This window comes from Streptomyces sp. NPDC050315, from assembly GCF_040655775.1.
In the GTDB taxonomy this organism is placed as follows: Bacteria; Actinomycetota; Actinomycetes; order Streptomycetales; family Streptomycetaceae; genus Streptomyces.
In genome coordinates, this window is record NZ_JBFAKN010000010.1 from 34,592 (window position 1) to 58,479 (window position 23,888).

The window sequence follows — 23,888 nt, forward strand, 5'->3', positions numbered from 1 at the left end:
CGGGCGAGGGCGCGGGTCAACTCCGGGCCCGCCCGGCGCGGCTCAGTCCTCCTGGGCCAGGTCGCGCAGGGCGGGCAGGGGGCGGACGCTCGGGGTGGTGCTCGCGCCGGTCAGTTCGGCGAGGGCGCGGGACGGGGACAGTCCGCGGGCGTATGCGTCGGCCAGTCGGTCCAGCAGTGCCAGGCCCTGCCGACGGCCCTCCTCGTCGGCCGCGGCCCGCGGCTCGAAGCTCGCGGCGTTGTCCGCGTCGGAGGCCCAGAGGTAGCCCAGTACGCCGTGCTCGCCCCGGACGGGGACGTACTGCACGTCACCGCCGGTCGTGCGCCGGTAGCCCGGACGGAATGAAGGCAGCTGCCGGAAGACCTCGGTCCGGGAGGGGATTTCGAAGCGGGACCACACGTCGGACGGGGTACCGTCCGGCTCGCGGCGGTTTTCCACGCCGGTCTCGGTCGGCTTGCCGAAGTAGGTCGGGTCGTCCGGTTCGGTCTCCGACTCCAGCGCCTTCTCCAGACCGCGCAGGACCGCGGCCAGCCGTGGCGCGTTGGCCTCGTACACGGCGGGCTGCGGACGGCCCTTCAGGTCGTACGGCATCCAGACGTCCGCGCACGTGACCATGTCCACGCTCACGAAGTCCGCGGCCGCGTGGGCGCCGAGCCGGAGCAGGCTCTCCTCACGGACCTCCCCGTCCGGTCCGGCCACCGTGCCGGCGCAGGCGGTGTCGGCCGACACCCCGCCGAGCGCGCCGGGGCGCAGGGCGGCCCGCACCTGCCGGGCGAGCTCCTCGGCGCTCTCGGCCGGGCTGCCCGCGCCGGCCGCGGCCAGCTCGCCCTGGAAGAGGTACGTGTTGGTCTTTCCCGCCTCCTTCACGGAGACGCGTACCGTCGGCGCGCCGTCCGCGAGCCGGTGCTCGGCCAGTACGGACCGGGCGGTGAGGAGGTCGCGGAGGCACAGCAGGAGCGCGTCCGCCGATTCGTCGTCGCGGCCCCAGTCCCAGCGGGCCACAGGCGTGCTAGCGATCACAGCGTTCCCTCCGGCATGAACGTGCCCCCGTCGCGCGGAACGAAGAGAATACCGTCCGGCGAGCGGACGACGAACTGCACGCCATCGAAGTCGTACCCCTTCTGGAACCGCCCGATCTGGGTGGCCATCTCGGCCCTCGACGCCTTCGTTTCGACCACGAACGTCTGCACGTCCGCATGCGAATCGGTGAGCTGGCCGATCTTCTTGAAGATGTTACGGGTGACCTTGGCCGGATCGGCGGGCGAGTCAGGTCCGGTCATGTCCTTGAACTGCCAGCCGTGGACGTTCCCGTCCGCGTCCCGTGCCATGAGGTCGAGGTCGGTCTTGGGGTCGGTGAACACGCCGGGCTTGATCTCGTGACCGCCCTGCTTGATTTCGAACGAGATGTCGGTGAGCCCGCTGTCGTGCAGCCGGTTCGCCAGCCGGATCTGTTCCAGGCAGCCGGAGATCTCGCCCTTTCCGGTCAGCGCGGACACCACATTGGAGAAATTCGGGGCATCCCGGAACCGTCCCGAAGCAATGGCGTCGGCGATTTCGCGGCCCGCGGGATGGTCGGCCAGGTTGTCCAGGATGCGGTCCACGTCTCCGTGCTTGACCGCCGTGCCCCGTACCTGGTCCCGGACCTGCTGCTCCGTCTCGCTGCCGCGTTCGAGCGGACCGGAGTCGTCCGGCTGACGCTCCCAGCCGTCCGGCCCGTCCGGCCCGTCGGGGCCGTGCGGTCCCTCGGGCCCACCCGGACCGCCGCCTCCGGGGCCGCCGCCTTCACCACCGGTACCGCCGGGCCCCTCGTGGCCGCCCGGACCTTCACCGTGCGCGCCCGGGGGGCCTTCGTGGCCGCCCGTGCCGGGACCGTCGTGGCCACCGGACGGCGGGCCGTCGTGCCCGCCCGCAGGACCGTCGCCGTGGCCGCCCGGGTGGCTGCCGCCCGTGGGCGGTTCGTGGCGGGCCGAGGGGCCGTGGCCGAGGTCGTGCGCGGTGCCGCCCGGGAGGTGGTCGGCCGTGCCTCCGGGGGCGTCACCCACGTGCCCCGACGGGGTGGTCGCGTCGTCGCCGAGGCGGCCCGCGTCGGCGAGGTCGAAGCTGCCGCCCAGGCGGACGTGGCCCGCATTGTCGGCGGCGTGTACTGCGGCGCCGGCCATGGCCGGGACCTTGGCCGGACTGTCGACATCGACTCGCGGCAGGTCCTGGCCCGCGGGCCGTTCGATGTTCGGCGAGCCTTCCCTGGGGGCGTTGTCGATGCTGTCCAGGACGTTCCCGTGCTGGTCGAGGACGTTGCCGTCGCCGTCGAAGTACCGGGCCGGCTCGCCGGGGTTCGTGGGCAGCCTGGTGGCGTTTTCCGGCAGGGCCGGTACGTCGTCGGGCAGCCGCACGTTGCCGTCCGGCAGCCTGGTCGCCCCTTCGGGAACCGCCGCGCCCTCGGGCAGCCGGACGGTGCCGTCGGGCAGCTTGAGCGACCCCTCCGGCAGCCTGATCGCATCCGCCGGCAGCGCCGGAACGTCGATCTTCCCGATGCCCTTGATGCTCTTGGCGATGTCGCCGATCTTGGACAGGCCGGCGCCCGCGCCCTTGGTGATGTAGGTCATCGGGTCGATGACCTTGCCCGCCTTACCCGCCACCGACAGCGCCTTGGCGACCGCTCCGGCCTTGCCCGCGCCGGCCGCCGCGCCGCCCGCACCGCCGGTGAAGACGGTGGTGACGACGTTGAAGGTCACCGCACCGGCCGCCCGGGCGGGGTTCTTGCCCCACTCGTCCCAGGCCACCAGCGCCTTGCCGGTCTCCTTCATCGCGGTACGTGAATCCCGCAGCCAGGACGGCAGCTTGTCGTCGGGCAGAGTCCAGAAGGCCGCGCCGACCCCGGGGATGGAGGAGATGGCCAGGCCGGTGGCCAGCTGCGCCAGGCCCTTCCAGGCCTGGCCCATCGCGTCCCAGCCGCCAAAACCCACCAGCGTGCCCAGGCCCTTGATGGTGCCCCAGATGCCGTCGACGATCAGGCCGTCCCACACGAAGGACTTCACCCAGTGGCCGACCTCGTACCAGTGGTGCTGCTCCTCCACCGGGTCGCCCCAGGGGAGCTTGGCGTTCTTCATGTCCTCGGCCGAGAAGCCGTACTGGTTCTTCTTGTCCGAGCCGTCCCCGGCCACCATCTGCGTCCCGCCCCACAACGCAGTGATCTTGTTGTGGCAGGTGCGCTCCGCCGCCCAGAAGGCGGCGACGGTGGCGGTGATGTCGTCGCGGATCTGGTTGTGCTCGGCGATCAGGTCCTCGTCGTAGTCGCCGTCCTCGTCGTCCTTGTGGTCGCGGATGAAGTTCTGCGCCTTGGTCTTCAGCTCCGCCAGTTTGGGGACGAGGGGGCGGATTTCGTCGGCGTAGGAGGACAGGGCCGAGGCGACGGTTTCCAGGCCGTCGGCGAAGCCGTCCGCGCGGTCCTGCACCGGCTTGGTGGTGGCGAAGAGCTGCTCGGCCTCGGGGGCCTTGTAGTACGCGGACAGGCCCTGGAAGTGGGAGTGGACGTCCGAGCCGGTGGTACGGATGTGCCCGGCGTCCGTCTTCAGCGCGGCGTGGTCCTTCTCCAGCTGCGCCAGATCACCGGTGTACTGCGGGATCTGATCAGGCTTCAGCTCGATCTTCATGCCTGCTGCGCCCCCGGCCTGCTCGGATCCACATCCACCGCCCCCAGCGCCTTGCGCTGCGCCTCGGCCGCCATCTCCAGGTCGCCATTGGTGTACGCGGTGGTGGCATCCACCGCACCGTTCAGCGACTTGCCCGCCCGCATCGCGATGAACTTCAGGTCATTGATGGTGTGCTCGGAGAACTGCGACAGCGCCAGCGCCACCAGCCCCCCGGCCGCCTTCTCCCCGCCCTGGCCGCCGCCCTCGGCGGTGATCGTGCCCGCGCTGGTGGCCGCGGACTGCAGATGGTCCCCGTACGCCTTGGTATGCGTCTCGATCTTCCCGGCCACCTCACCGGTCGTCTTCAGCACACCCTGGATGCCCTGCGGATCCAGATCCCAGCCCGTCATGCCCTACCCCACGCTCCCCCGTTACCGCCCGCACCGGACCCTGTCCGGGCGGGTCAGCCGATGTTGTCGACCGCAGCCTTGGCCCGGGACAGCGTGTGCTGCGCCGTGCCGTCGTTCTTCTCCAGCGTCGTCTTCAGCAGCTGGATGATGTTCTTGACCTCCTGCGAGGCACGGTTCCAGCGCAGCTCCTTGCCGTGGTACTCATCCGCCACGCCATCGGCGGTGAAATCCGCCATCGCCGCCTTCACCTGACCATCGCGCGCCGTGATCACCTGCTCCAGCCGCGCAATCACCGTCTGGATATTGCCCTGCGCATCACCCGACGCCGCCGTGTCGTACGAACGACGATCCTGCCCACCAGCCATCACACACTCCCCGTCACGTCACACAGAAGGTTCAGCGCGCGCCGAAACGCGCCGCATCGAAATTCGCCGCCGACATCTGCTGCCGCGCATTGTCACCGTGCTCCTGATCACCGGAGCTGAACGCCGAATCCATCCCGGCCTGACCGCCCAGAATCCCCGACAGGGAACTCTGCAGGGCAGACGCGATCTCGTCCGAGCGGGCCTTGAACTGATCGAAGGCGGCCTTGCCCGACCCGTTGAACTTGCCCTCCAGCGGCGCCGCGGCGTCCACCAGCTGCCGGATCAGCGTCCCCAGATCCTCACTCGACCCACGCGACTTCGACTGCAGCGTCGACAGCGTCTGCGCTCCCATGTCGAACTTCATCAGGCTCCCCCTGCCGGGCTGAACGACTGTTTGCTGAGACATCTTTGCAACCCAGGGACATCTCTGCCAACACCGGACACAGTGCTGTGACACAGGCGTGACAGCGGCGCGGGCACCGGGTGGCGAAGGCCGCGGGTCGTAGCCTTTCCGGTGCCGGGCGCGGGTGCGTCCGCGGAGCGAGGAGGGAGCCGGCCATGGCTGAGCGACCGGAGCGGCTGGTGGTCGTCGGCGGGGACGCGACGGGGATGTCCGCCGCGTCGCAGGCCCGCAGGCTGCGCAAGCCCGAGGAGCTGGAGATCGTCGCGTTCGAGCGCGGGCACTTCACGTCGTACTCGGCCTGCGGCATTCCGTACTGGGTGGGCGGGGTCGTGGACGAGCGGGACGCGCTGATCGCCCGGACCGCCGCGCAGCACCGGGAGCGGGACATCGACCTGCGGATGCGGACGGAGGTCACGGAGGTGGATGTCGAGAAGCGGCGGGTGCGGTCACGCGACCTCGAAACCGGCGCCGAGGAGTGGACGGAGTACGACAAGCTCGTGCTCGCGACCGGCGCGAGGCCGGTGCGGCCGCCGCTGCCGGGTATCGACGCGCCGGGCGTGCACGGTGTGCAGACCCTCGACGACGGGCAGGCGCTGCTGGACACGCTGTCCCGTACTGAGGGGCGGCGCGCGGTCGTGGTGGGCGCCGGGTACATCGGCGTGGAGATGGCCGAGGCGCTGATCCAGCGCGGGTACGAGGTCACGGTCGTCAACCGCGGCGCGGAGCCGATGTCCACGCTGGACCCGGACATGGGCTGTCTGGTGCACGACGCGATGACGGGGCTCGGCATCGAGATGGTCAATGGCGCGGAGGTCACGGAGATCCGCACCGGGGACGACGGCCGGGCGTGCGGGGTGGTGACGCCGGAGAAGGAGTACCCGGCGGACGTGGTGGTGCTCGGGCTGGGCGTACGGCCCGAGACGACGCTCGCCGAGGCGGCCGGGCTGCCGCTGGGCGCGTCCGGCGGGATTCTGACCGACCTCGCGATGCGGGTGCGCGGGTACGAGGACATCTGGGCGGGCGGCGACTGCGTGGAGGTGCTGGACCTGGTCTCCGGGCGGGACCGGCACATCGCACTCGGCACGCACGCCAACAAGCACGGCCAGGTCATCGGCTCGGGTGTGGGCGGCGGTTACGCGACCTTCCCCGGCGTGGTGGGCACGGCGGTCAGCAAGGTGTGCGACCTGGAGATCGCGCGGACCGGGCTGCGCGAGAAGGACGCGCGGGCCGTGGGGCTGCAGTACGTGGCCGTCACGATCGAGTCGACGAGCCGGGTGGGGTACTTCCCGAACGCCGCGCCGATGACGGTCAAGATGCTCGCCGAGCGGCTCTCGGGGCGCCTGCTGGGCATGCAGATCGTCGGGCGCGAGGGCGCGGCGAAGCGGGTGGACATCGCGGCGGTGGCGCTGACGGCCAAGATGACGGTCGAACAGATGACGGCGCTGGACCTGGGATACGCGCCGCCGTTCTCACCGGTGTGGGACCCGGTGCTGGTGGCGGCGCGCAAGGCGGTGCAGGCGGTACGGGCGGACGCCGCGCCGCAGTAGAGGGGCCGGGGCGCCCGCCGTGCGGCGGACGCCCCGTCGCGCCTCAGCGCGCCGTCTGCTCGTGGACGTACTCGACCAGGCGGGTCAGCGCCTCCGGCTCGGTGTTCGGGAGCACGCCGTGGCCGAGGTTGAAGATGTGCCCCTCCAGGCCGGCGGCGGCGTCCAGTACCTCGCGGGCCTTGGTCTCCACCGCCTCGCGCGGGGCGAAGAGCACGGCCGGGTCGATGTTGCCCTGGATCGCCTTGCCGGGGCCGACGCGGCGTGCGGCCTCGTCCAGCGGCACCCGCCAGTCGGCGCCGACGACGTCCGCGCCCGCCTCGCCCATCAGGCCGAGCAGCTCGCCCGTGCCGACGCCGAAGTGGATGCGCGGCACGCCGTAGCCCTTGACCGCGTCGAAGACCTTCGCGGAGGCCGGCATGACCGAGCGGCGGTAGTCGGCCGGGGCGAGCGCGCCGACCCAGGAGTCGAAGAGCTGCACGGCGCTGGCGCCGGCCTCGATCTGCACCTTCAGGAAGGCCGCGGTGATGTCGGCGAGGCGGTCCAGCAGGTCGGCCCACAGCTGCGGGTCGCCGTACATGAGCGCCTTGGTGTGCTCGTGGTTGCGGGACGGGCCGCCCTCGACGAGGTAGCTGGCGAGGGTGAAGGGGGCGCCCGCGAAACCGATGAGCGGGGTGGAGCCGAGCTCGCCGACGAGCATCCGCACGGCCTCGGTGACGTACGAGACGTCCTCGGGCGTGAGGTTGCGCAGCCGCTCCAGGTCGGCGCGGCTGCGGATCGGCTGCTCGACGACCGGGCCGACGCCGGGCTTGATGTCCAGGTCGATGCCGATGGCCTTCAGGGGGACGACGATGTCGCTGAAGTAGATCGCCGCGTCCACGTTGTGCCGGCGTACGGGCTGCAGCGTGATCTCGGTGACCAGCTCGGGCCGCATGCAGGAGTCGAGCATCGCGATGCCCTCGCGGACCTTGCGGTACTCCGGCAGTGAGCGCCCGGCCTGGCGCATGAACCACACCGGCGTGTGCGGCACCGGCTCCCGGCGGCACGCCTTGAGGAACGCGGAGTCCCGCGCGCTCTCCGGCGCGAAGGAAGCGGTCGGCTGCTGGCCCGTCATGGGGGTCTCCCCTGCTCGGTCGGCGTCAAGAGCGCGGGGAACGTCGTTGGCACTCACGCCCCGAATCTTCGCACGGGGAGGGACACACCTCCGAACGGGCGACCCGCCCGGCGGGTGTCCTCCGCATATGAACACGGCATTGCGCCTAACCTTCCCAGCATGGCAGCGGCTCAGGAACACCTCGCGGACAGCGCGGACGAGACCCCGATCGCCTTCCGTCAGGCGGTCGAGGCCCTCCATGCGGCCCGGTTGCGATCCGAGATCGAGATCGCGCCGATGCCCGCGCCCAAACGGCTCGCGCCGTTCGCGCACGCGCTGGAGGCAACGGTGGTCGAACGGGACGCGGACGGCGATACGGACCTGGCCGACGGCCGGCTGGTACTGCTGCACGACCCGGCCGGACACGACGCCTGGCACGGCACCTTCCGGGTGGTGACGCTGGCCCGCGCGGAGCTGGAGCCGGAGCTGGCCACCGATCCGCTGCTGCCGGACGTGTGCTGGTCCTGGCTGACCGGGGCGCTGGAGGCGCGCGGCGTTCCGTACGGCGAGCCGAGCGGCACGGTCACGCGCGCGGGCTCGTACTACTTCGGCGGCATCGCCGACCGGGCGCCGGACACCCAGCTCGAACTGCGGGCTTCCTGGACGCCGGCGGAGGGGCCGCAGGGGGTGCGGGACATCGGGGCGCATCTGACGGCCTGGTGCGATCTGCTGTGCCAGGTGGCGGGGCTGCCGCCGGCGCCGGTGGAGCCGGCGGGGCGGGGCGGCGTGGTGCCGCTGCCGCAGCGCCGGGGACCGCAGCTGCGCTGATCGCCTTTCCTTTACTGGAACAGGGCCTCCGAAGCCGCGCGGGCCGCCCCTCCGAGGGGGCGGCCCGCGCGGCGTAGGCATGCCGTCCCGACCTCGATCAACCATCCGATTTGCCCGAATTGCCCAAACTAAATCGTGATCAAACTCTAAAGTCCGGCCGGATTACTGCCGAAGAGGTCTGTGACCCTTCAAACACGGGAGCACTCCGGCTCACTCCCCTGAAGCCGGCTTCCGTCCCCGCCACTCCCCAGGAGGCCCGGTGTCTGTTCTCCTCGAGCAACCTTCGAGCCTGGTCGCCTACCGCCCGAACAAGCCGACGGCCATGGTCGTCGTGGCCGACCCGCGCGTCCGCTCCACCGTCACCCGCCACCTGTGGGCCCTCGGAGTACGCGACGTGATCGAAGCGTCGTCCATCGCGGAGGCCCGCCCCCGCGTCGGCAACCCGCGCGACATCTGCGTGGCCGACGTCCACCTTCCCGACGGCTCCGGCCTCACCCTGCTGTCCGAGACCCGGGCGGCCGGCTGGCCCAACGGCCTCGCGCTCTCCGCCGCCGACGACATCGGCGCGGTACGCAACGCCCTCGCCGGCGGCGTCAAGGGCTACGTCGTCACCGGCACCCGTACCAACCTCGGCATCCCGGGCCGCCCCGGCGCCGCGCCCATCGGCGCGGGCGCCGCCCGTATGCACCGCCGCCCGCCCGGCGCCCCCGGCCACCCCGGCGGCTACCGCGAGCTCTCGGGGCGCGAGGTAGAAGTACTGAGACTGGTCGCCGAAGGCCAGTCGAACAAGGCCATCGGCGTCTCGATGGGACTCTCGGCCCTCACGGTCAAGAGCCACCTCGCCCGCATCGCCCGCAAGCTCGGCACGGGCGACCGGGCCGGCATGGTCGCCGTCGCGCTGCGTACCGGCATCATCCACTGAGTACCGGGATCATCCCTGAGCACCGGGACCGCCCGTCGATGCCGCCCCGCCGCCCGCCCGCCTCACCCGTAGCGCCTTTACACCCGCACAAGAGCCTTTACACCGGCACAGCGTCCGTCGAGGGAACGTTCCCTCGGCGGACGTGGTGCATACACCGATACTCTTGACTGGTGACCGACGCCCAAAAGACCGCAGAAGACTCGACACTGCGAACCCCCGGGGACGCAACGGAAGACCCCCGGCCGGCGCCGGTTCCGCTTCTCGAACCCCGCGAGGGCATTCCGCCCGTCACCGCAACCGACGAGGACCTCGCGCAGGTCGTCGCGGCCTTCGCCGCGGGCAGCGGCCCGGTCGCCGTGGACGCCGAGCGGGCCTCCGGGTACCGCTACGGCCAGCGCGCCTACCTGGTACAGCTGCGCCGCGAAGGGGCCGGCAGCGTCCTGATCGACCCGGTCGCCTGCCCCGACCTGAGCGCGCTGGGCGCGGCCATCGCCGACGCCGAGTGGGTGCTGCATGCGGCGACCCAGGACCTGCCCTGCCTGCGTGACATAGGGATGCTCCCCGCCTCGCTCTTCGACACCGAGCTGGCCGGACGGCTGGCCGGCTTCGCCCGCGTCGGCCTCGGCGCGATGGTGGAGAACGTCCTCGGCTACGCGCTGGAGAAGGGCCACTCCGCGGTGGACTGGTCCACCCGCCCGCTGCCCGAGCCCTGGCTCCGGTACGCGGCGCTGGACGTGGAGCTGCTGGTCGACCTGCGGGACGCGCTGGAGGAGGAGCTGGACCGGCAGGGGAAGCTGGACTGGGCCCGGCAGGAGTTCGCGGCGATCGCCGCTGCCCCGCCGGCGCCGCCCCGCAAGGACCCCTGGCGCCGCACGTCCGGCATGCACAAGGTGCGGCGACGGCGGCAGATGGCGGTCGTACGGGAGCTGTGGACGGCCCGCGACCGGGTCGCGCAGAAGCGCGACGTCTCGCCGGGCAAGGTACTGGGGGACGCGGCGATCGTGGAGGCCGCGCTGAACCTCCCGCCGAACGCGCACGCGCTCGCCGCGCTGCCCGGCTTCGGCCACCGCATGGGCCGCCGGCAGCTGGAGCAGTGGCAGGCGGCGATCGACCGGGCGCGGGCGCTGCCCGAGTCCGAGCTGCCGCAGCCGGGCCAGCCGCTGAACGGTCCCCCGCCGCCGCGCGCCTGGGCCGACAAGGACCCGGCGGCCGCGGCCCGGCTGTCCGCGGCCCGTACGGCGGTGACGGCGCTCGCCGAGGAGCTGAACCTGCCGCAGGAGAACCTGATCACGCCGGACACGGTGCGGAGGGTGTGCTGGGAGCCGCCGGTGCCGACTTCGTCGGCGGTTTCCGAGGCGCTGGCCGGGTACGGTGCTCGGCCCTGGCAGGTCGAGCTGGTGACGCCGCTGCTGGTGGAGGCGCTCAGTACCTCGTCTGCGGGCTGACGCCTGCGGGCGTCTTGTCCTCAATCGCCGGACGGGCTGGTTTTTACCGGCCCGTCCGGCGTTTTGCGGCGCGGCAGCAAAGAGGAGCTCAGTCCATGTCGACGTGGGTGCGGAGCACCTTCTTGTTGGCCGCGTCGATGTCGTACGTCGTCTTGTTCCAGTCGTTCTTGGTGACGACATCGACGGACCAGATCTCCTTGCCCTGGTCGTTGTCGTCCAGCTCGACCGAGCTGACCGTGCCCTTCTTCTTGTCCGTGGCCACCTGGGCCGCCTGCTGGGCGGTGACCTTGGCCTTCGTCAGCCAGTCGGCGAGCTTCTTCTTGTCGTCGGTGTCCTCGTCGCTGTCGGTCCGGGGCTTGGCCGCCTTCCCGGAGACCGCGTCGACGGTGACCATGCTCTTGGTGCCGTCGGTGGTGGCGACCTCGGTCTCCCACACCGGCTTGCCGCCCGACCCGCGCTTCAGCTCGGCCGAGACCGGCTTGGACCCGGACACGGCACCCGTGGCGGCCGACAGCGCCTTGTCGTAAGTGATCTTCGCCTTGGGGATGAGGGCCTTGCGCTCGGTCTGGTCCTCGGTGAGCTTGCCGCTCGCGGTCGGAGAGGCGGCGGCGGACTTGCCGCCGTCGGACGCCTTCGGGGACGCGTCGCCGCCCCCGCCCCCGCCGTTGTCGTCACCGCAGCCGGTGACCAGCGCGCCCGCCACGGCCACGGCACAGAGCAGACCGGCCGCGCGCAGCCGCGCCGCGCGATTCCCGTACGCGAGCGTTCCGCTTCGCTTCGTATTCATGGGGGCAGAGTAGGGGCGTTACGTCCCTGTACGTCCGCGACGCAGCGAAGACCGGCCGAAGCCACCCGGATCGCGGGAAGCTCAGAACGTCTCCGGAGCAACAGCAGTGAATGTGACGTTCGCCGCTCCGGCCGAGGGGGCTGGGCAGGTTGGTTACCCGCAAGTAGCATGACGGTGGGCAGCGCGCCATGAACGCGCCCCGCAGCAGTGCCATCCCGCACCTGGAGGAGAGCCAACGTGCCTCGTACCGCTAGGGACGTCGTCTTCGTCGACGGCGTCCGCACCCCGTTCGGCAAGGCGGGCCCGAAGGGCATCTACCACGAGACCCGCGCCGACGACCTGGTCGTCAAGTGCATCCGGGAGCTGCTGCGCCGCAACCCGGATCTGGATCCGGCCCGTATCGACGAGGTCGCGCTCGCCGCGACCACCCAGATCGGCGACCAGGGCCTGACCCTGGGCCGGACCGCCGGAATTCTGGCCGGTCTGCCGCAGTCCGTACCCGGCTTCTCGATCGACCGGATGTGTGCGGGTGCGATGACCGCCGTCACGTCCATCGCGGGCGGCGTCTCCTTCGGCGCGTACGACATCGCCGTGGCCGGCGGCGTCGAGCACATGGGCCGCCACCCCATGGGCGAGGGCGTCGACCCGAACCCGCGGTTCGTCAGCGAGAAGCTGGTCGACCAGTCCGCCCTCTTCATGGGCATGACGGCGGAGAACCTGCACGACCGCCTGCCGCACATCACCAAGCAGCGCGCCGACGAGTACGCCGTGCGCAGCCAGGAGAAGGCGGCCAAGGCGTACGCGGACGGGAAGATCCAGGCCGACCTGGTACCGATCTCCGTGCGCCGCACCAACGCCGAAGCGGGCGAGACCGGTTGGGGCCTCGCCACCGCCGACGAGCCGATGCGTCCCGGCACCACCCTGGAGAACCTGGCGGGCCTCAAGACCCCGTTCCGCCCGCACGGCCGCGTGACGGCCGGTAACGCGGCGGGCCTCAACGACGGCGCCACCGCCTCCCTCATCGCCGCCGAGGACGTGGCGCGCGAGCTGGACCTGCCCGTCAAGATGCGCCTGGTGGACTACGCGTTCGCGGGCGTGGAGCCGGAGGTCATGGGCATCGGCCCGGTCCCGGCGACCGAGAAGGCGCTGGCCAAGGCCGGCCTGTCGATCGACGACATCGGCCTCTTCGAGATCAACGAGGCGTTCGCCGTCCAGGTGCTCTCGCTGCTGGACCACTACGGCATCGCCGACGACGACCCGCGCGTCAACCAGTACGGCGGCGCCATCGCGTTCGGCCACCCCCTCGCCTCCTCCGGCGTGCGTCTGATGACGCAGCTGGCGCGGCAGTTCGAGGAGCAGCCGCACGTCCGCTACGGCATCACCACCATGTGTGTCGGCTTCGGCATGGGTGGCACCGTGATCTGGGAGAACCCGCACTTCGAGGGGAACAAGTGACTACTACCGCAGAGCTTCTGAAGGGCGCGGCCGAGCTCTTCCCCGACGAGGTCGTGACCCAGGCGCACGTACGCCACCTCGACCTCCCGCAGGGCGCTGGCAAGTTCGCGCTCATCACGCTGGACAACGGCCTGGACCACACCAAGCCGACCACCTTCGGACCGCAGTCGCTGGCGAACCTCAACGTCGCCATCGACCAGGTCGAGAAGGAGGCCGCGGACGGCGACATCGTCGGCGTCGGCATCACCGGCAAGCCGTTCATCTTCGCCGTCGGCGCCGACCTCAAGGGCGTCGAGCTGCTGAAGAAGCACGAGGACGCGCTGGCCATCGGCAAGGGCGGCCACGACGTCTTCAAGCGGCTGTCCGCGCTGGCCGTACCGACCTTCGCGTACTACAACGGCGCGGCGATGGGCGGCGGCGTCGAGGTCGGCCTGCACTGCTCGTACCGTACGGTCTCCAAGGCCGTGCCCGCCTTCTCCCTCCCCGAGGTCTTCCTGGGCCTCGTACCGGGCTGGGGCGGCTGCGTCCTGCTGCCGAACCTCATCGGCGCCGACCGCGCGGTCTCGGTGATCATCGAGAACTCGCTCAACCAGAACAAGCAGCTCAAGGGCCAGCAGGTCTACGACCTCGGGATCGCCGACGCGCTCTTCGAGGGCGCGGACTTCCTGGAGCAGTCGCTGATCTGGACCGCCTCCGTCCTCAAGGGCGACACCGAGGTCGTACGGGCCGAGCTGGACCGCGGCGACGCCTGGGACCAGGCCGTGGCGCGCGGCAAGGCCATCGCCGACGGCAAGGTGCACGGCGCCGCCCCGGCCGCGTACCGCGCGCTGGACATCATCGCCAAGGCCAAGAACGGCGACCTGCGCCAGGGCTTCGACGCGGAGGACCAGGCCCTCGCGGACCTGATCATGGGCGGCGAACTGCGCAGCGGCATCTACTCGTTCAACCTGGTGCAGAAGCGCGCCAAGCGCCCGGCCGGTGCGCCGGACAAGAACCTGGCCCGCCCGGTCACCAAGGTCGGCGTCGTCGGTGCGGGCCTGATGGCCTCTCAGCTGGCGCTGCTCTTCGCGCGCCGGCTGGAGGTGCCGGTCGTACTGACCGACATCGACCAGGCGCGGATCGACAAGGGCGTGGAGTACGTCCACGGCGAGATCGACAAGCTGCTGCTCAAGGGCCGCGTCAACCAGGACAAGGCGAACCGCCTCAAGGGCCTGGTCACCGGCGTCCTGGACAAGGCGGACGGCTTCGCGGACGCGGACTTCATCATCGAGGCCGTGTTCGAGGAGATGGGCGTCAAGCAGCAGGTGTTCGCGGAGGTCGAGGCGGTCGCCCCGGCACACGCCATCCTCGCGACCAACACCTCCTCGCTGTCGGTCTCGGAGATGGCGTCGAAGCTGAAGCACCCCGAGCGGGTCGTGGGCTTCCACTTCTTCAACCCGGTCGCGATCCTGCCGCTGCTGGAGATCGTGCGCGGCGAGCAGACCGACGACGCGTCCCTGGCCACGGCGTTCAGCGTGGCCAAGTCGCTGAAGAAGACCGCGGTCTTGTGCAAGGACGCCCCGGCGTTCGTCGTGAACCGCATCCTGACCCGCTTCATGGGCGAGATCCAGAACGTCATCGACGAGGGCACCCCGGTCGCCGTCGCCGAGAAGGCGGTCGAGCCGCTCGGCCTGCCGATGTCGCCGCTGGTCCTGCTGGAGCTGGTCGGCCCGGCGATCGGCCTGCACGTGTCCGAGACCCTGAACCGCGCCTTCCCGGAGCGCTTCAAGGTCTCGCCGAACCTCAAGGCCGTCGTGGACGCCGGCAAGCGCGGCTTCTACGTGTACGACTCGGGCGCGCCCGAGCTGGACCCGGAGGTCGCGGCGCTCCTCCAGCAGGGCGACACCGTCCTCACCGAGGAGCAGACCCGTGACCGCGTCCTGGACGCCGTCGCGCAGGAGATCGGCCTGATGCTGGACGAGGGTGTCGTCGCCGAGGCGCAGGACATCGACCTGTGCCTGATCACCGGCGCCGGCTGGCCCTTCCACCTGGGCGGCATCACGCCGTACCTGGACCGCGCGGGCGTCTCCGAGCGCGTCAACGGCAAGAAGTTCCTGGCCCCGGGCATCGCGAGCGTCCCCGCGTAACGCGGCCGCACCCGCCCCCACGGGCGAACTGCCCCGGCACCATCCCTCAGTGGTGCCGGGGCAGTTCTGTGTGCGGGGGCAGCTCTGTGGTGCGGTGGCGCGTTAGCGAGACGTTAGCCGTACGGCGGTGGATCACCAGCAGCGGTCGACATTGTTGTTCTCACGCACCACCGGACACCACCACGTCGAGAACCGAGAACGGGGCCGAACATGTTGCACCGCACCACCCTCCGCCACGCCCGCAAGGCCGCCGCCGCCATGGTGATCACCGTCGCCGCGCTCGGCCTCACCGCCTGCCAGCAGGCCAGTACCGACGCCTCGTCCTCCCCCTCTGCCTCGTCCCCCTCTGCACAGGCCACGCAGCCCCCCACTGCCGCGGACAAGGCCGCCCAGAGCGCCCCCAAGGCCACGCCGTCGGCCACCGCCGCGAAGTCCGACGCGCGCTGCACGGACCAGCTGAACTACGCGGGCGACCCTCGCTCCAACGCCGAGATCAACTCCATCGGCGCGGAGACCGGCCACTGCCCGGCCCCGCAGAAGGCCGACACCCCGTCCGGCACCCCCAAGAAGCCCGACGTCAGCTGCACGGACCAGATCAACTACGCGGGCGACCCGCGCCCCAACGCCGAGATCAACACCATCGGCGAGAAGACGGGCTACTGCCCTCCGGTGCAGGATCAGTGAGCTGAGGGCGGCGACCGTGTCGGTCCCGGGCGCCGTTCAGTGGTGCCAGGGCAGCCGTACCGGCTCGTCGGGCAGGCGGTCGGCGAGGATGTCCGTGAGGAGGCCGGCGAGACTGTACGGGAAGACGTCCTCCTCCGCCGTCGCCAGCTCCGCCGCCGTCCACCATCGGTGGTCCACGATGGACGCCCGCTCGTGGTCCTCGAAGCCGGTGGTGTCCACGTCGTGCCGGGCCACCCGGCACACGTAGAAGACGTCCGAGAACCAGCCCCGCTTCCATCCCAGGTCCGCGTACCCAGAGGTGCGGGCCACCGGCCCGGTCAGCGCCGTGTGCGGCACCGACAGGCCGGTCTCCTCGGCCAGTTCGCGCGCGGCGGCCCGCGCCGTGCGCTCCCAGCGGCGCACTCCCCCGCCGGGCGTGAACCAGCAGTACCCGGCCGCCGGCCGCCCCGCCTCCCGGAGCGACCGGAAGAGGAGCACCCGGCCGCCGCCGTCGACGAGCAGCACCCGGGCCGAGCGGCGCCCCCGTAACCGTCTGAGTATCGGCATCGGCGCAGCCTACAGCCGCCCTGCTCAGGGGTGATGGGTCGTCACTCGGCCTGACGGGCCGCCAGGAGGGCCTCCAGGGTCTCCGTGACCCAGCCCTCGGTGGCCTGCTTGGTGATGCCGAGGCCGGTCAGTACGCCCTCGCCGTCCTCCTGTTCCAGGAGGGCGAGCAGGATGTGCTCGGTGCCGATGTAGTTGTGGCCGAGGCGCAGGGCCTCGCGGAAGGTCAGTTCCAGGGCCTTCTTGGCGGCGGCGTCGAAGGGGATGAGGGCGGGGACGTCGCCGTCCGTCGCCGGCGGCAGCGCGCCAGTGGCCGCCTCGCGTAGTGCCTCGGGCGTCACGCCCTGCGCGGCGACGGCCTTCATAGCGAGCCCTTCCGCCTCGGCCAGCAGGCCCAGCACCAGGTGCCCGGTTCGGATCTCGGCGTGGCCTGCCGCCTTGGCCTCGTTCTGGGAGGTGACGACGACGTTGCGGGCGCGCGGCGTGTAGCGGCCGAAGCCCTCGTTCGGGTCGAGGTCCGAGGCTGCGGGGCCCTTCGGGACGAAGCGCTTCTGGGCCGCCTGCTTGGTGACGCCCATGCTCTTGCCGATGTCCGTCCAGGACGCGCCCGAGCGCCGCGCCTGGTCCACGAAGTGCCCGATCAGATGGTCGGCCACGTCGCCGAGGTGGTCGGCGGCCAGTACCGCGTCGGTGAGCTGGTCGAGGGCGTCGGTGTGCACCTTCTTGATGGCGTCGATCAGGTCGTCGAGGCGCACCGGGTGCGTGCTGCGTACGGGGTCCACGGAATCTGCCATGCGTCAACGGTAGGTTGACGGTCGCCCGAGCGTCAACCCTAGGTTGTCGATTCGTGAGCGGCGACCTCGTGGCCCTGGCGGGGCCCCTCCCTCTCCCCAACCACCAACGGGGCGGGGGTACCGGCACCCCCGAAGCCCCCACTCCCCCGAAGCCCCGAAGCCCACCCCCATGGCAAAGACCCCCTCCCCCGCCTCCACCACACTGCTCGCAAGGTACCGCTCCTCACCGACCCCCCGCCGCCCCTGTGGATAACCGCCCGGCACACCGGCCGACCTGCCACGATGAACCCATGACAGCAACAACCACCCTCATCATCGACGGCGCCAACGTCGTCGGCTCCGTGCCCGACGGCTGGTGGCACGACCGGCGGGGCGCGGCCGAGCGGCTGCGTGACGGGCTTGTGGCGTACGGCGCGAGCGGGCTGCCCGGGCTTGCGGAGCCGCCGGTGGAGCTGGTGCTCGTCGTGGAAGGCGCGGCGCGCGGGGTGGCGAGCGTCGACGGCGTACGGGTGGTGTCGGCCGACGGCAGCGGCGACGACCGGATCGTGGAGCTGGTGGCCGAGCGGCCCGAGGGGCGGCCGTGTGTGGTCGTGACGGCCGACCGGGGGCTGCGGGCGCGGGTGGAGGCGCTGGGCGCCCGGGTGACGGGCCCCCGTTCCGTACGCCCGGCCGGCACCGGCGGCGGCCGGACGTACCGCAGATGAGGCGCCGCCAGCCGCGGCGGCCGGGCGTACGACAGATGAGGGACCGTCAGTCGGCGGGCGTAATGGCCGGTCGCGTGCAGCAGGCGTGTCTTGCCGAGCCCGCCCCGTCCGGCCGTGCAACCGTCCGTCAGTCGCGCCGCCCCATCCGGCTGTGCGACCGCCCGTACACGAAGTAGAAGGCGAGTCCGACGGCCATCCAGATGGCGAACCGCAGCCAGGTCTCCGCCGTCAGGTTGATCATCAGCCACAGGGACGCCATGACCGACAGGATCGGCACCAGCGGTACCAGCGGGGTACGGAAGGTACGCGGCAGGTCGGGGCGGGTGCGGCGCAGGATGATCACGCCCACGGCGACCACGACGAAGGCGAAGAGGGTGCCGATGTTGACGAGTTCGGCGAGGACGTCGATGGAGGTGAAGCCGGCCACGACCGCGACCACCACGCCGAGCGCGATCGTGGACCGGTAGGGCGTACCGAAGCGCGGGTGGACCGTGGAGAAGACCCGGGGCAGCAGCCCGTCGCGGCTCATCGCGAAGAAGACCCGGCTCTGGCCGAGCAGCAGGATCATGCTGACGGAGGTGAGGCCGACGGCCGCGCCGAAGCTGATCAGCCCGGCCCAGAAGGGGTGTCCGATGTCCTTGAAGGCGTCGGCGAGCGGCGCGTCCGTGGACAGCCTGCTGTACTTCTGCATGCCGGTGACGACGATGGACACGGCGACGTAGAGGATCGTGCAGATGATCAGCGAGCCGAGGATGCCGCGCGGTACGTCGCGCTGCGGATTACGGGCCTCTTCGGCGGCGGTGGCGACGATGTCGAAGCCGATGAAGGCGAAGAAGACCACGGCGGCGGCCGCGAAGACGCCCATCACGCCGAAGTCCGCCGGGGTGAAGCCGAACATCACCTGGACCAGCGGCGCCTGCCAGCCGCTGCCGCCCTCGCTGGGCACGGAATCCGGCACGAACGGGTCGTAGTTCGAGCCGTTGATGAAGAACGCGCCGACCGCGATGACGATCAGTACGACGGTGACCTTCACGCCCACGACCACCGCGGTGACCCGCGAGGACAGCTTCATGCCCGCGACCAGAATGGCCGTGATGACGAGGACGAGGATGCAGGCCAGCAGGTCGAATCCGAACTGCCCGTCGTGGGTACCGGAGAGGCCCGCCGGCAGCTGTACGCCCGCGGAGTCCAGCAGCGAGCGGATGTAACCGGACCAGCCCACGGACACCACCGCACAGGCCAGCGCCAGCTCCAGTACCAGGTCCCAGCCGATGATCCAGGCGGGGAATTCGCCCAGCGAGGCATAGGAGAAGGTGTACGCGGAGCCGGCGACCGGGACGGTGGAGGCGAACTCGGCGTAGCAGAGGGCGGCCAGCGCGCAGACCACACCGGCGACGATGAAGGAGAGGGCGACCGCGGGGCCCGCCGTCTCCTTGGCGATCTTGCCGGTGAGGACGAAGATGCCGGTGCCGATGATCACGCCGACGCCGAAGACCGTGAGGTCCAGCGCGGACAGGGACTTCTTGAGCGCGTGCTCCGGCTCTTCGGTGTCGCGGATCGACTCCTCGACCGTCTTGGTACGGAAGAGGCCGCGGCGGCGGCCCTCCTGCTCCGGCAACGAACTGCTCATGGGCGAACCTCCGGGCGACCGTCTCTGAATCCTCAACTGACCGAGTCTCGGCAATAGTGGGGAAAGGTCATTGACGGCGTGCCCGGAGGCGCCACAGATCACTCGATATGCGGAGGGGCCGGCCCGCACCCGGAGGAGTGCGGGCCGGCCCCTGCCGGCGTCGGACCGATCAGTCCTGGGCGACCTGGGCCGGCTCGGCGGCCGGCGCGTCCTCGGTGTCCTCGTAGCGGCCGTCGATCTTCGCGACCAGGCCGGTGACCTGGCGGGCGATGTCCGGCGCGGTGAGACCGATCTCGGCCATGATCTCCTTGCGCGACGCGTGGTCGAGGAACTTCTCCGGGATGCCGAAGTCGCGCAGCGGCACGTCCACGCCCGCGTCCCGCAGCGCCTGCGCGACCGCGGAGCCGACGCCGCCGGAGCGGATGTTGTCCTCGACCGTGACCACGACGCGGTGCCGGTCGGCCAGGCCCGGCAGGGCCGCGTCGACCGGCTTGACCCAGCGCGGGTCGACGACGGTCGTGGAGATGCCCTGCTTGTCCAGCAGGTCGGCGATCTCCAGGCACATCGGGGCGAGCGCGCCGACGGAGACCAGCAGCACGTCGGGCTTCTTGACGTCCTTGGCCGGCGCGCGCAGCACGTCCATGCCGCCGATGCGGCCGACCGCCTCGACGGCCGGGCCGACCGCGCCCTTGGAGTAGCGCACCACGGTCGGTGCGTCGTCGACCTCGACGGCCTCGCGCAGCTGGGCGCGTACCTGGTCGGCGTCGCGCGGCGCGGCGATCCGCAGGCCCGGGACGACCTGCAGCAGCGACATGTCCCACATGCCGTTGTGCGAGGCGCCGTCGGTGCCGGTGACGCCGGAGCGGTCCAGGACGAAGGTGACGCCGCACTTGTGCAGCGCCACGTCCATCAGGACCTGGTCGAAGGCGCGGTTGAGGAACGTCGCGTACAGCGCGAAGACCGGGTGCAGGCCGCCGGTCGCGAGGCCCGCCGCGGAGACCGCGCCGTGCTGCTCGGCGATGCCCACGTCGTAGATCCGGTCGGGGAACGCGTCGGCGAACTTCTTCAGGCCGACCGGCTGCAGCATCGCCGCGGTGATCGCGACGATGTCCTTGCGCTCGCGGCCGAGTTTGACCATCTCCTCGCCGAACACCGAGGTCCAGTCGGCGCCGCCGGAGGACACCGGCAGACCGGTGTCGGGGTGGATGACGCCGATGCCGTGGAAACGGTCCGCCTCGTCCTGCTCGGCGGGCTTGTAGCCGCGGCCCTTCTCGGTCAGGCAGTGGACGATGACCGGGCCGCCGAAGCGCTTGGCGCGCTGCAGCGCGGACTCCAGCGCCTCCATGTCGTGGCCGTCGATCGGGCCGACGTACTTCAGGCCGAGGTCCTCGAACATGCCCTGCGGGGCGACGAGGTCCTTCAGGCCCTTCTTGGCGCCGTGCAGCGCGTCGTAGACCGGCTTCCCGACGACCGGGGTGCGGTCCAGGATCTCCTTGCCGCGGGCGAGGAAGCGCTCGTAGCCGTCGGTGGTGCGGAGGGTGGCGAGGTGGTCGGCCAGGCCGCCGATGGTCGGGGAGTACGAGCGCTCGTTGTCGTTGACGACGATGACCAGCGGGCGGTCCTTGGCGACCGCGATGTTGTTCAGCGCCTCCCAGGCCATGCCGCCGGTGAGCGCGCCGTCACCGATCACCGCGACGACGTGGTCGTCCTTGCCGCGTACCTGGTTGGCCTTGGCGAGGCCGTCGGCCCAGCCGAGCACCGTGGAGGCGTGGCTGTTCTCGATGACGTCGTGCTCCGACTCGGCGCGCGAGGGGTAGCCGGACAGGCCGCCCTTGGCGCGCAGCTTGGAGAAGTCCTGGCGGCCGGTCAGCAGCTTGTGGACGTAGGACTGGTGGCCGGTGTCGAAGAGGACCCGGTCCTGGGGCGAGTGGAAGACGCGGTGCAGGGCGATGGTCAGCTCGACCACGCCGAGGTTCGGGCCGAGGTGTCCGCCGGTCTTGGCGACGGCGTCGACCAGGAACGTCCGGATCTCCGCCGCGAGCTGCTCGAGCTGCTCCGGGCCGAGCCGGTCCAGATCGCGCGGTCCCCTGATACGGGTCAGCAGAGCCACCCGTGCCTCCTTGTGCGTCGAGCTGTTTTCCGGACCTTCGCTACCGGTCCGAGCTGATCGAGCTTGCCGATCAGACGAGTCTAATGTTCCGCGCGCTGCCGCTGCGCGCGGGCCGTGCGAGGAATGTCACGCATATGGCCCCCGTCCGGAGGGAACCGGGCAGGGGCCATCGCGCTGACCGGGCGCGTCAGGTCCGTCCGGCCGTTTTCTGGGTCCGCCGGGATACCGAGTCGATCACGACGGCGGCCAGCAGGACCGCGCCGGTGATCATGTACTGGATCTCGCTGGCCATGCCCAGCAGGTTCAGGCCCTGCTGGATGGACTGGATGACCAGCATGCCCAGCAGCGCCGACCAGATCTTGCCGCGGCCGCCGAAGAGGCTGGTGCCGCCGATGACCGCGGCGGCGATCACGTTCATCAGCGTGTTGCCCGCGCCGAGGTTCTTCGTGGCGCCGCCGGAGAGGCTGGCGATGAAGAGCCCGCCGAAGGCCGCGAGCATCCCGGAGATCGCGAAGACCGTGATCCGGATCTTGTCGACATTGATACCGGCCCGGCGTGCGGCCTCCGCGTTGCCGCCGACCGCGAAGATCTGCCGGCCGTAGCTGGTGCGGCGGACCACGAAGTCGGCGATCACCAGGACGGCCAGGAAGACGACGAGGGCGAGCGGCAGGCCGCGCGCGCCGGCCGGCTCGTTGAGCACGTACGCGACGACGAAGGCGATCACCGCGACCGCGGCGGTGCGCAGCGCCACCTCGCTCAGCGGCCGCGAGGGCAGCCCGGCGGCCTTGCGCCGCTTGGTGTCCAGCAGCAGCGAGCCCGCGTACGCCAGGACGGCGATCAGCGCCAGCCCGTACGCCGCCGCCTTGTCCTCGAAGTAGTAGCCCGTGAGGTAGGCGACCACGCTCTCGTCCGGCGTGTTGATGGAGCCTTCCTTGCCCATCATCCAGATCTGCAGGCCGCTCCAGCCGAGGAAGCCGGCGAGGGTGACCACGAAGGCGGGCACGCCGATCTTGGCGAAGAAGAAGCCGTGCAGCGCGCCGATGAGCAGGCCGCAGACGATGGCGATCAGTACGGACAGCCAGTCGTTCAGGCCGTTCGTCACGCTGAGCACGGCCCAGACCGCGGCGCCGACGCCGGCCACCGAGCCGACCGAGAGGTCGATCTCGCCCAGCAGCAGGACGAAGACGATGCCGACGGCCATGATGCCGAGGCCGGAGGTGTAGATGCCGATGTTGGCGAGGGAGCCGGCGGACAGGAAGCTGCTGGTCTGCAGCTGGAAGACGACCGCGATGACGATCAGGCCGAGGACGACGGGCAGCGAGCCGAGCTCGCCGCCGCGCATCCGCCGGGTGAAGTCGGTCCAGTACCCCTTGAAGCCCTGCTCGCGGACGAGCAGGCGGGGGTCGACGGCCGCGGCCGGGACGGCGCCCTGGTCCGCTGCGGCGCCCTTGTCCGGCGTGGCGCCCGCCGCGCTCTTGGTGAGGTCGCTGCTCATGACGCGCCCTGCTCCTTCTTGACCTGGTCCGTGCGGGCCTTGCGGCGGGTGACGGCGTTGTCCGAGGCGCCGGTGATGGCGGAGATGATCTCTTCGTGGGAGGTGTCCGCCACGGGGAAGACGCCGTTGTTGCGGCCGAGGCGGAGCACCGCGACGCGGTCCGCGACGGCCTGTACGTCGGCCATGTTGTGGCTGATCAGGATCACGCCGTGGCCGCGCTCGCGGAGCCGCTCGACGAGGTCGAGGACCTGCGCGGTCTGCTCGACGCCGAGCGCCGCGGTGGGCTCGTCGAGGATGACGACCTTGGGGTCGCCGATCAGCGCGCGGGCGATGGCGACGACCTGGCGCTGGCCGCCGGAGAGCGCCGCGACGGGGATGCGGACGCTGGGGATGCGGATGGACAGGGTGTCCAGCAGCTCCTTGGCGCGCTTCTCCATGGCGATCTCGTCGAGCACGGAGGCGCGGCGCAGTTCGCTGCCGAGGAAGAGGTTGGCGACGACGTCGAGGTTGTCGCAGAGCGCGAGGTCCTGGTAGACGGTGGCGACGCCGAGTTCCTGGGCGTCGTGCGGCCGGTTGATGCGGACCGGGCGCCCCTCCCACTCGATGGTGCCTTCGTCGATGGGGTGGACCCCGGCGATGGTCTTGACGAGGGTCGACTTGCCGGCGCCGTTGTCGCCGACCAGGGCGACCACCTCACCGGCTTCGATCTCCAGCGTGACGTCCGTGAGCGCCTGGACGGCGCCGAACCGCTTGGAGACCGAGCGCAACGCCAGCACGGGCGCAGCGGACACGTGAATCATCTCCTTCGCCGCCTGTCGGGCGGGGATGTGCGTACGAGGGTGCCCGGCGGCCCGCGCCTCTCGTGGGCGCGGGCGACGGGCCGGGGCGGGCGCGCACCGTCCGTGCGCGGGCCGCCCGAGG

At 71.3% G+C, this 23,888-nt stretch carries 21 protein-coding genes; 8 read left to right on the forward strand and 13 right to left on the reverse strand.

Annotation, left to right across the window (positions count from 1 at the left end; genetic code table 11):
* Window positions 1-42: 42 nt before the first annotated feature.
* From AB0I82_RS31115 to AB0I82_RS31135, 5 genes are read right to left on the reverse strand one after another with little or no spacing between them, the layout of a single operon-like run.
* On the reverse strand, window positions 43-1,020 hold the full coding sequence (locus AB0I82_RS31115) for a hypothetical protein (protein ID WP_363260770.1): 978 nt from the start codon (window positions 1,018-1,020) through the stop codon (window positions 43-45).
* Window positions 1,017-3,650, reverse strand: coding sequence for a hypothetical protein (locus AB0I82_RS31120; RefSeq protein ID WP_363260771.1), 2,634 nt, complete (start codon window positions 3,648-3,650; stop codon window positions 1,017-1,019). The genes AB0I82_RS31115 and AB0I82_RS31120 overlap by 4 nt, the downstream gene beginning before the upstream one ends.
* Complete coding sequence (locus AB0I82_RS31125) at window positions 3,647-4,039, reverse strand: DUF6507 family protein (protein WP_363260772.1); 393 nt, start codon at window positions 4,037-4,039, stop codon at window positions 3,647-3,649. The genes AB0I82_RS31120 and AB0I82_RS31125 overlap by 4 nt, the downstream gene beginning before the upstream one ends.
* A 53-nt stretch (window positions 4,040-4,092) precedes the next feature.
* On the reverse strand, window positions 4,093-4,404 hold the full coding sequence (locus AB0I82_RS31130) for a pore-forming ESAT-6 family protein (RefSeq protein WP_363258271.1): 312 nt from the start codon (window positions 4,402-4,404) through the stop codon (window positions 4,093-4,095).
* A gap of 31 nt (window positions 4,405-4,435) precedes the next feature.
* On the reverse strand, window positions 4,436-4,768 hold the full coding sequence (locus tag AB0I82_RS31135) for a hypothetical protein (protein ID WP_363258270.1): 333 nt from the start codon (window positions 4,766-4,768) through the stop codon (window positions 4,436-4,438).
* A 194-nt stretch (window positions 4,769-4,962) separates the two neighbouring features.
* Here AB0I82_RS31135 and AB0I82_RS31140 point away from each other — a divergent pair, with 194 nt between their 5' ends.
* Window positions 4,963-6,354, forward strand: coding sequence for an FAD-dependent oxidoreductase (locus tag AB0I82_RS31140; protein ID WP_363260773.1), 1,392 nt, complete (start codon window positions 4,963-4,965; stop codon window positions 6,352-6,354).
* A gap of 43 nt (window positions 6,355-6,397) precedes the next feature.
* Here the strand turns inward: AB0I82_RS31140 and hemE are convergent, their stop codons facing one another.
* Window positions 6,398-7,465 carry a uroporphyrinogen decarboxylase gene (gene hemE / locus AB0I82_RS31145; protein ID WP_363260774.1) on the reverse strand — a complete coding sequence of 356 codons (1,068 nt, stop codon included), beginning with the start codon at window positions 7,463-7,465 and terminating at the stop codon, window positions 6,398-6,400.
* A 159-nt stretch (window positions 7,466-7,624) separates the two neighbouring features.
* Here hemE and AB0I82_RS31150 point away from each other — a divergent pair, with 159 nt between their 5' ends.
* From AB0I82_RS31150 to AB0I82_RS31160, 3 genes are all read left to right on the forward strand, one after another.
* A complete protein-coding gene (locus tag AB0I82_RS31150) occupies window positions 7,625-8,272 on the forward strand; it encodes a DUF3000 domain-containing protein (protein WP_363260775.1) in 648 nt (215 codons plus the stop codon).
* Window positions 8,273-8,531: 259 nt separating this feature from the next.
* Complete coding sequence (locus tag AB0I82_RS31155; protein ID WP_030261220.1) at window positions 8,532-9,194, forward strand: response regulator transcription factor; 663 nt, start codon at window positions 8,532-8,534, stop codon at window positions 9,192-9,194.
* Between the two features lie 170 nt (window positions 9,195-9,364).
* Window positions 9,365-10,639 (forward strand): ribonuclease D, encoded by a 1,275-nt coding sequence (locus tag AB0I82_RS31160; RefSeq protein ID WP_363260776.1) that lies wholly within the window; start codon window positions 9,365-9,367, stop codon window positions 10,637-10,639.
* An 88-nt stretch (window positions 10,640-10,727) separates the two neighbouring features.
* Here AB0I82_RS31160 and AB0I82_RS31165 read toward each other — a convergent pair whose 3' ends face one another.
* Window positions 10,728-11,426: a PepSY domain-containing protein gene (locus AB0I82_RS31165; RefSeq protein WP_363260777.1), complete on the reverse strand. Its 699-nt coding sequence runs from the start codon at window positions 11,424-11,426 to the stop codon at window positions 10,728-10,730.
* 237 nt (window positions 11,427-11,663) lie between these two features.
* Here AB0I82_RS31165 and AB0I82_RS31170 point away from each other — a divergent pair, with 237 nt between their 5' ends.
* From AB0I82_RS31170 to AB0I82_RS31180, 3 genes are all read left to right on the forward strand, one after another.
* Window positions 11,664-12,881 carry an acetyl-CoA C-acyltransferase gene (locus AB0I82_RS31170; RefSeq protein WP_363260778.1) on the forward strand — a complete coding sequence of 406 codons (1,218 nt, stop codon included), beginning with the start codon at window positions 11,664-11,666 and terminating at the stop codon, window positions 12,879-12,881.
* Window positions 12,878-15,007, forward strand: coding sequence for a 3-hydroxyacyl-CoA dehydrogenase NAD-binding domain-containing protein (locus AB0I82_RS31175; protein ID WP_363260779.1), 2,130 nt, complete (start codon window positions 12,878-12,880; stop codon window positions 15,005-15,007). The genes AB0I82_RS31170 and AB0I82_RS31175 overlap by 4 nt, the downstream gene beginning before the upstream one ends.
* A gap of 210 nt (window positions 15,008-15,217) precedes the next feature.
* Window positions 15,218-15,691: a hypothetical protein gene (locus AB0I82_RS31180; protein ID WP_363260780.1), complete on the forward strand. Its 474-nt coding sequence runs from the start codon at window positions 15,218-15,220 to the stop codon at window positions 15,689-15,691.
* 36 nt (window positions 15,692-15,727) lie between these two features.
* Here the strand turns inward: AB0I82_RS31180 and AB0I82_RS31185 are convergent, their stop codons facing one another.
* Both AB0I82_RS31185 and AB0I82_RS31190 read right to left on the reverse strand, forming a co-directional pair.
* Complete coding sequence (locus tag AB0I82_RS31185; RefSeq protein ID WP_363260781.1) at window positions 15,728-16,237, reverse strand: NUDIX domain-containing protein; 510 nt, start codon at window positions 16,235-16,237, stop codon at window positions 15,728-15,730.
* Between the two features lie 41 nt (window positions 16,238-16,278).
* Window positions 16,279-17,028, reverse strand: a complete 750-nt coding sequence (locus AB0I82_RS31190) for a Clp protease N-terminal domain-containing protein (protein WP_363260782.1) — start codon at window positions 17,026-17,028, stop codon at window positions 16,279-16,281.
* A gap of 290 nt (window positions 17,029-17,318) precedes the next feature.
* Between AB0I82_RS31190 and AB0I82_RS31195 the strand changes: the two genes are divergently transcribed.
* Window positions 17,319-17,732, forward strand: coding sequence for an NTP pyrophosphohydrolase (locus AB0I82_RS31195; RefSeq protein WP_363260783.1), 414 nt, complete (start codon window positions 17,319-17,321; stop codon window positions 17,730-17,732).
* Between the two features lie 127 nt (window positions 17,733-17,859).
* Here AB0I82_RS31195 and AB0I82_RS31200 read toward each other — a convergent pair whose 3' ends face one another.
* From AB0I82_RS31200 to AB0I82_RS31215, 4 genes are all read right to left on the reverse strand, one after another.
* Window positions 17,860-19,362: an amino acid permease gene (locus tag AB0I82_RS31200; protein WP_363260784.1), complete on the reverse strand. Its 1,503-nt coding sequence runs from the start codon at window positions 19,360-19,362 to the stop codon at window positions 17,860-17,862.
* Between the two features lie 169 nt (window positions 19,363-19,531).
* The gene (gene dxs, locus AB0I82_RS31205; protein WP_363260785.1) at window positions 19,532-21,472 is read right to left on the reverse strand and encodes a 1-deoxy-D-xylulose-5-phosphate synthase; all 1,941 of its coding nucleotides are present in this window, start codon (window positions 21,470-21,472) and stop codon (window positions 19,532-19,534) included.
* Window positions 21,473-21,659: 187 nt separating this feature from the next.
* On the reverse strand, window positions 21,660-22,967 hold the full coding sequence (locus AB0I82_RS31210; protein ID WP_363260786.1) for a sugar ABC transporter permease: 1,308 nt from the start codon (window positions 22,965-22,967) through the stop codon (window positions 21,660-21,662).
* Complete coding sequence (locus AB0I82_RS31215; RefSeq protein WP_363260787.1) at window positions 22,964-23,767, reverse strand: ATP-binding cassette domain-containing protein; 804 nt, start codon at window positions 23,765-23,767, stop codon at window positions 22,964-22,966. Before AB0I82_RS31215 ends, AB0I82_RS31210 begins: the two co-directional genes overlap by 4 nt.
* Between the last annotated feature and the right edge of the window lie 121 nt (window positions 23,768-23,888).

What these genes read in the sequence shown, in the direction of transcription:
- AB0I82_RS31195 (WP_363260783.1), top strand. Translation starts at nt 17,319, where the DNA reads ATGACAGCAACAACCACCCTCATCATCGACGGCGCCAACGTCGTCGGC.
- AB0I82_RS31120 (WP_363260771.1), bottom strand. Translation starts at nt 3,650, where the DNA reads ATGAAGATCGAGCTGAAGCCTGATCAGATCCCGCAGTACACCGGTGAT.
- hemE (WP_363260774.1), bottom strand. Translation starts at nt 7,465, where the DNA reads ATGACGGGCCAGCAGCCGACCGCTTCCTTCGCGCCGGAGAGCGCGCGG.
- AB0I82_RS31200 (WP_363260784.1), bottom strand. Translation starts at nt 19,362, where the DNA reads ATGAGCAGTTCGTTGCCGGAGCAGGAGGGCCGCCGCCGCGGCCTCTTC.
- AB0I82_RS31135 (WP_363258270.1), bottom strand. Translation starts at nt 4,768, where the DNA reads ATGAAGTTCGACATGGGAGCGCAGACGCTGTCGACGCTGCAGTCGAAG.
- AB0I82_RS31150 (WP_363260775.1), top strand. Translation starts at nt 7,625, where the DNA reads ATGGCAGCGGCTCAGGAACACCTCGCGGACAGCGCGGACGAGACCCCG.
- AB0I82_RS31185 (WP_363260781.1), bottom strand. Translation starts at nt 16,237, where the DNA reads ATGCCGATACTCAGACGGTTACGGGGGCGCCGCTCGGCCCGGGTGCTG.
- AB0I82_RS31210 (WP_363260786.1), bottom strand. Translation starts at nt 22,967, where the DNA reads ATGAGCAGCGACCTCACCAAGAGCGCGGCGGGCGCCACGCCGGACAAG.
- AB0I82_RS31140 (WP_363260773.1), top strand. Translation starts at nt 4,963, where the DNA reads ATGGCTGAGCGACCGGAGCGGCTGGTGGTCGTCGGCGGGGACGCGACG.
- AB0I82_RS31125 (WP_363260772.1), bottom strand. Translation starts at nt 4,039, where the DNA reads ATGACGGGCTGGGATCTGGATCCGCAGGGCATCCAGGGTGTGCTGAAG.
- AB0I82_RS31130 (WP_363258271.1), bottom strand. Translation starts at nt 4,404, where the DNA reads ATGGCTGGTGGGCAGGATCGTCGTTCGTACGACACGGCGGCGTCGGGT.
- AB0I82_RS31190 (WP_363260782.1), bottom strand. Translation starts at nt 17,028, where the DNA reads ATGGCAGATTCCGTGGACCCCGTACGCAGCACGCACCCGGTGCGCCTC.
- AB0I82_RS31215 (WP_363260787.1), bottom strand. Translation starts at nt 23,767, where the DNA reads ATGATTCACGTGTCCGCTGCGCCCGTGCTGGCGTTGCGCTCGGTCTCC.
- AB0I82_RS31165 (WP_363260777.1), bottom strand. Translation starts at nt 11,426, where the DNA reads ATGAATACGAAGCGAAGCGGAACGCTCGCGTACGGGAATCGCGCGGCG.
- AB0I82_RS31180 (WP_363260780.1), top strand. Translation starts at nt 15,218, where the DNA reads ATGTTGCACCGCACCACCCTCCGCCACGCCCGCAAGGCCGCCGCCGCC.